Here is a 5,656-nt window from a genome sequence, read left to right on the forward strand (position 1 = left end):
CCCCGGGCCCCTCGTGGTGGCGCCGTCGTTACTTCTTCTCGCCCTTGGGCACCTCGGCGTCGGTGGACAGCGCGGCAATGAAGGCCTCCTGGGGGACCTCCACCCGGCCGACCATCTTCATCCGCTTCTTGCCCTCCTTCTGCTTCTCGAGCAGCTTCCGCTTGCGGGAGATGTCACCGCCGTAGCACTTGGCGAGGACGTCCTTGCGGATCGCGCGGACCGTCTCGCGGGCGATCACCCGCGAGCCGATCGCGGCCTGGATCGGGACCTCGAACTGCTGGCGCGGGATCAGCTTCTGCAGCTTGCCGGCCATCATCACGCCGTAGCTGTAGGCCTTGTCCTTGTGCACGATCGCGGAGAAGGCGTCCACCGCGTCGCCGTGGAGCAGGATGTCGACCTTCACCAGGTTCGCGGTCTGCTCGCCGATGGGCTCGTAGTCGAGCGAGGCGTAGCCGCGGGTCTTGGACTTCAGCTGGTCGAAGAAGTCGAAGACGATCTCGGCGAGCGGCAGGGTGTAGCGCAGCTCGACGCGGTCCTCGGACAGGTAGTCCATGCCCTGGAGGTTGCCGCGGCGGGACTGGCACAGCTCCATGATCGCGCCGACGAACTCGTTCGGCGCCAGGATGGTGCCGCGCACGACCGGCTCGTACACCTCGGCGATCTTGCCGGTGGGGAACTCGCTCGGGTTGGTGACGGTGTGCTCGGTGCCGTCCTCCATGATCACCCGGTAGATCACGTTCGGGGCGGTGGAGATGAGGTCGAGGTTGAACTCGCGCTCCAGGCGCTCCCGGATGATCTCCAGGTGCAGCAGGCCGAGGAAGCCGCAGCGGTAGCCGAAGCCGAGCGCCACCGACGTCTCCGGCTCGTACACCAGCGCCGCGTCGTTCAGCCGCAGCTTGTCCAGCGCGTCGCGCAGCAGCGGGTAGTCCGAGCCGTCCAGCGGGTACAGGCCGGAGAACACCATCGGGCGCGGGTCCTTGTAGCCGCCCAGCGCCTCGGTGGCACCCTTGTGCTGCGAGGTGATGGTGTCACCGACCTTGGACTGCCGGACGTCCTTCACACCGGTGATGATGTAGCCCACCTCGCCGACGCCCAGGCCGTCGGCGACCTTGGGCTCCGGCGAGATGACGCCGATCTCCAGCAGCTCGTGGGTCGCACCGGTGGACATCATGGCGATGCGCTCGCGCTTGTTCAGCTGGCCGTCGACCACCCGGACGTAGGTGACCACGCCGCGGTAGGCGTCGTACACCGAGTCGAAGATCATCGCGCGGGCCGGGGCGTCCGCGACGCCGACCGGGGCCGGGACGGTGTCGACGATGTGGTCGAGCAGGTCCTCGACGCCCAGACCGGTCTTGGCGCTGACCTTCAGGACGTCGCCCGGGTCGCAGCCGATGATGTGCGCGATCTCCTCGGCGTACTTCTCCGGCTGGGCGGCGGGCAGGTCGATCTTGTTCAGCACCGGGACGATGGTGAGGTCGTTCTCCAGCGCCAGGTACAGGTTGGCGAGGGTCTGCGCCTCGATGCCCTGGGCCGCGTCGACGACCAGGACGGTGCCCTCGCAGGCCGCGAGGGAACGGGACACCTCGTACGTGAAGTCCACGTGGCCCGGGGTGTCGATCATGTTGAGGATGTGCGTGCTGCCGGCGTTCGGGCCGGTCTTCGGCGCCCAGGGGAGACGGACGGCCTGCGACTTGATGGTGATGCCGCGCTCGCGCTCGATGTCCATCCGGTCGAGGTACTGGGCGCGCATCTGCCGCGGGTCCACCACGCCGGTGATCTGCAGCATCCGGTCGGCGAGCGTCGACTTGCCGTGGTCGATGTGGGCGATGATGCAGAAGTTGCGGATCAGCGCCGGGTCGGTACGGCTGGGCTCTGGCACATTGCTGGGGGTCGCGGGCACCTTGGTCCGATTCTCCGTTGGTCCGGGGGCCGGGGGTGTCCGGATCATCGCTGACCGGCTTCCCGGGCGACCGGACGGTCGTCCGATCGAGATAGTTCCTCCCATCTTCCCACTTCCCGCGAGCGGGCCGCGCGCCAGCGCCCGGTTTGGGCCGGGCCCGGCGCCCCTGGTAGCGTTGGGCGCTGCACCTGGCCTCGGCATGCCCTCTCAGCTGGTCCGACGGCCGCGCGGTGCAGCCCGTTCCAAACCGATGACACAGACTGAGGCTCTTTCGTGGCGAACATCAAGTCCCAGATCAAGCGCAACAAGACCAACGAGAAGGCGCGCCTGCGCAACAAGGCCGTCAAGTCCTCGCTGAAGACCGCCCTGCGCAAGGCCCGTGAGGCCGCTGCCGCCGGCGAGACCGAGAAGGCCACCGAGCTGGCCCGCGCCGCCTCCAAGGCGCTGGACAAGGCCGTGAGCAAGGGCGTCATCCACGCCAACCAGGCCGCCAACAAGAAGTCGGCCATCACCAAGCGCGTCAACGCGGCCGCCCAGGCCTGACGCCCCCGGGGCCGCCTCGACGGCCCCACCCCCTCGGGACGACCCGGCCCTCTACCCGGAAGCCCGAGGCGCACAACACACTTCGCACCGCACGCGGCCTGCGTTCGCCACGCGGGTGCGGTGCACAGAGATTGACCGGAAGTGCCTGCTCATGGGCCTTCCCCCGACTGCCCGACCGGTCCCCACCGGTCGGGCAGTACGCGTTTGCGGGGCCGGTCGGGCTTGGCCGGTGTGCTCAGCCGATCTTCGTCCAGGGCTGGCAGCCCTGCGTCTTGAAGACGACGTCGGACTTCTTGATCGTGACGACGCCCTGGCCCATCAGGTTCTCGTTGGCGATGATCGAGCCCAGGTCGCCGTCGGCGGCGCGGGCGCGCTCCCAGTAGCACATGCCCATCGAGCCGCCGCCGGGGCCCGCTGTGCGGTAGGTGCCGGGCCGGATGTCGGTACCGACCAGGAAGGTGCCGCTGCCGTCGATCGTGTCGGCCGGCTCGGCGGGTGCGGCGGCCCCGGCCTCGGGCTTGGCAGCGGTTCCGGCCCCGGTTCCGGCCCCGGTCCCGGCGGGCGGCGCGGTGGTGGCGGGCGGCGGGGCCACGGTCGCCGTGACGGTCACGGTGACCGTCGGGGCCGGTGGCGCGGGCGGTGCCGGGGCAGTGACCGTCGCGGTGACGGTCTGCGTGACAGCGGGCTGCGGAACCGGGTCCGCCCCCGCCGCCGTCACCGTCCTCGAAGCACTGGAGCAGGCCGTCAACCCGGCCAGCAGTCCGGCCGCCGTGACGATCGTGATGGTGCGCGTGCGCAAGGTCCCCCCTGGGACGTGTGGCCGATGAAGGGCCCGACCCTACCGGCCGGGCGGACCGCCACGTTGCCTGTCCCGGCCCTCGGTACGACCGGTAGGGTCCCGGGTGACCGGCACCCGCGTCGAGGGCCCGAGGGGGGCACACATTGGGGACACCGCCGCCACCACCGCCGCCGCCGCCGCAGGGCGGGCCCGGCTTCGCCGGCTTCCCGCAGCAGCAGCCGACGCCGAGCAGTCAGCCCGGCTTCGGACCGCCGCCCGGTCTGCCCAGCTCGCCCGGGGCGCCCGGCGGGTCGGCTGCGCCCGGCGGGTCCGCGCCGAACGGCGGGCGCGGTGGCGGGCTGCGGCGCAACGCGATGTGGGCGTTCGTCGGCGCGATCCTCGCCTCGGCGGTCTGGACCGGCACGGTCGTCGTGGTGCCCGGCATCGTGGACGGCGATCCGGCCGTGCAGAGCATCCGGGGCTACCACGCCGTCGACCGGATCTGCGACGCGGGCAAGCTCACCGCGTTCCGCGGCAAGTACAAGATGGTGGACAACTACCCGCTGGAGCACGCCGGCCGCAGCGACTCCATGGACGTCATGCGCTGCTACGCGCTGATGAAGCGCACGCCCGAGGGCAGCGAGACCACCGACTACGCGACCCTCGACATCCGGGTCGAGCTCCACAAGGCCGTCGACTCCGCCCCCGAATTCGCCGCCGTGCGGCAGTACTTCGAGCAGCAGAAGTACGAGATCACCGACGCTCCCGGCCTCGGCGAGGAGGCCTACTTCGCCTACGGCGACGAGCCGACCAGCTCGGACAAGACCTTCCACGACATCAACCACTACCTACAGGTCCGCGACGGCGGCATGACGTACTCGCTGTACTGGACGGACAACTACCAGACCGGCAAGAACCACACGCTGGACCGCGAGACCGTGCGCAAGGCCATGCTCGACGACACCCGGGACATGCTCAAGGCCATCGGCGGCCCGTAGCGGCAGCCGGTAGCGGCGGGGCGAGTGCGGGGCGCCGGGTCAGTACGACGGCGTCCGGGAACCGGCCCGGGCGGCCCTCGCCACGGCGACCACGGCCCGCTCCAGCGCGAAGGCCGGGTCGTCGGAACCGCCCTTGACGGCGGCGTCCGCCTGCGCGATCGCGGTCAGGGCGGTGGCCACGGCGTCGCCCGTCCAGCCGCGCATCTGCTGGCGGACCCGCTCGACCTTCCACGGCGGCATGCCCAGCTCGCGCGCCAGGTCCGCCGGGCGCATGTTCCGCCCGGTGGTCGCCAGCCGACCGATGCTGCGCACGCCGGAGGCCAGCGCGTAGGTGATGCCGGTCGGCGGCTGGCCGACCGCCAGCGCCCAGCGCAGCCGCTCCAGCGCCTCGGCGGCCCGGCCGGTGACCGCCAGGTCCGCCACCTCGAAGCCGGTCGCCTCGGCCCGGCCGCTGTAGTAGCGGGCTACCACCGTCTCGTCGATGGCGCCCTCGACGTCGGAGGTGAGCTGGCTGCACGCGGCCGCCAGCTCGCGCAGGTCGCTGCCGAGCGCGTCCAGCAGGGCCTGGCAGGCCTCGGGCGTCGCCGAGCGGCCGAGCGTGCGGAACTCCCCGCGCACGAAGGCCAACCGCTCGCTCGCCTTGGCGAGCTTGGCGCAGGCCACCTCGCGGCCGCCGGCCTTGCGGCCCGCGTCCAGCAGGCCCTTGCCCTTGGCACCGCCCGCGTGCACCAGGACCATGATCACTTCATCGGCGGGGGCCTCGATGTACGCCTTGACCTCCTTGACGGAGTCGGCGGAGAGGTCCTGGGCGGCCCTGACCACGATGACCTTGCGCTCGGCGAAGAGCGACGGGGTGGTCAGCTCGGCCAGGCTGCCGGGCTGCAGGCCGCCCGGCGGGAGGTCCCGCACATCGGTGTCCGGGTCGGCCGCCTTCGCCGCGGCCACCACCTGGGCGACGGCACGGTCCAGCAGCAGCTCCTCCTGGCCGACCGCGAGGGTCAGCGGGGCGAGCAGGTCGTCGGGTGCACTCTTCCTGGCCATCGCCTACCAGCATCCCACGGGGGACGGACAGCTCCGTCCCTGGAGAATGGACGGGTGACCGAAGAGCCCACCACCGACCTGCCGGACGACTTCGACCCGCACGCCCGGCAACTGCTCGTCCTGCCCGACCGCGACGCCGCCGAGGAGGCCGCGGAGGAGCTGAGCGCGGACCACCCCGACCTCGGGGAACCAGAGATCGTCCGCGACGCGCTCGCCGGCGAGGACGACGCCGAGGACGCCCAGTGGCTGGTCGTCGCGGAACCCCCCGAGACCGGCTGGACCCCCGCCCTCCTCCACACCCTCGACACCATCGCCGCCGCCCACGAGGGCTGGCGCGAGGAGAGCTGACCCCTGGAGTGGAAAGTCGGCCGGGCCGACTTCTCGCGCGCGGACCTG

6 protein-coding genes are annotated in these 5,656 nt (G+C 71.6%); 3 read left to right on the forward strand and 3 right to left on the reverse strand.

What is annotated here, in order from left to right; all coding sequences use genetic code 11:
* Positions 1-28 precede the first annotated feature (28 nt).
* The gene (gene lepA, locus ACFU74_RS35570) at positions 29-1,900 is read right to left on the reverse strand and encodes a translation elongation factor 4 (RefSeq protein ID WP_380764277.1); all 1,872 of its coding nucleotides are present in this window, start codon (positions 1,898-1,900) and stop codon (positions 29-31) included.
* Positions 1,901-2,173: 273 nt separating this feature from the next.
* On the opposite strand from lepA, the gene rpsT reads away from it, so the two are divergent.
* Positions 2,174-2,443, forward strand: coding sequence for a 30S ribosomal protein S20 (rpsT, locus tag ACFU74_RS35575; RefSeq protein WP_350566336.1), 270 nt, complete (start codon positions 2,174-2,176; stop codon positions 2,441-2,443).
* A gap of 235 nt (positions 2,444-2,678) precedes the next feature.
* On the opposite strand, the gene ACFU74_RS35580 is transcribed toward rpsT, so the two are convergent.
* A complete protein-coding gene (locus ACFU74_RS35580; protein ID WP_380764278.1) occupies positions 2,679-3,242 on the reverse strand; it encodes a hypothetical protein in 564 nt (187 codons plus the stop codon).
* A gap of 143 nt (positions 3,243-3,385) precedes the next feature.
* Between ACFU74_RS35580 and ACFU74_RS35585 the strand changes: the two genes are divergently transcribed.
* A complete protein-coding gene (locus ACFU74_RS35585; protein ID WP_380764279.1) occupies positions 3,386-4,219 on the forward strand; it encodes a hypothetical protein in 834 nt (277 codons plus the stop codon).
* A 39-nt stretch (positions 4,220-4,258) separates the two neighbouring features.
* On the opposite strand, the gene holA is transcribed toward ACFU74_RS35585, so the two are convergent.
* The gene (holA, locus tag ACFU74_RS35590) at positions 4,259-5,260 is read right to left on the reverse strand and encodes a DNA polymerase III subunit delta (RefSeq protein WP_344337521.1); all 1,002 of its coding nucleotides are present in this window, start codon (positions 5,258-5,260) and stop codon (positions 4,259-4,261) included.
* Between the two features lie 54 nt (positions 5,261-5,314).
* On the opposite strand from holA, the gene ACFU74_RS35595 reads away from it, so the two are divergent.
* Positions 5,315-5,608, forward strand: coding sequence for a hypothetical protein (locus tag ACFU74_RS35595; protein ID WP_380764280.1), 294 nt, complete (start codon positions 5,315-5,317; stop codon positions 5,606-5,608).
* The last annotated feature ends 48 nt before the right edge of the window (positions 5,609-5,656 follow it).

The sequence above is a fragment of the Kitasatospora sp. NPDC057500 genome (assembly GCF_042802195.1).
Lineage (GTDB): Bacteria > Actinomycetota > Actinomycetes > Streptomycetales > Streptomycetaceae > Kitasatospora.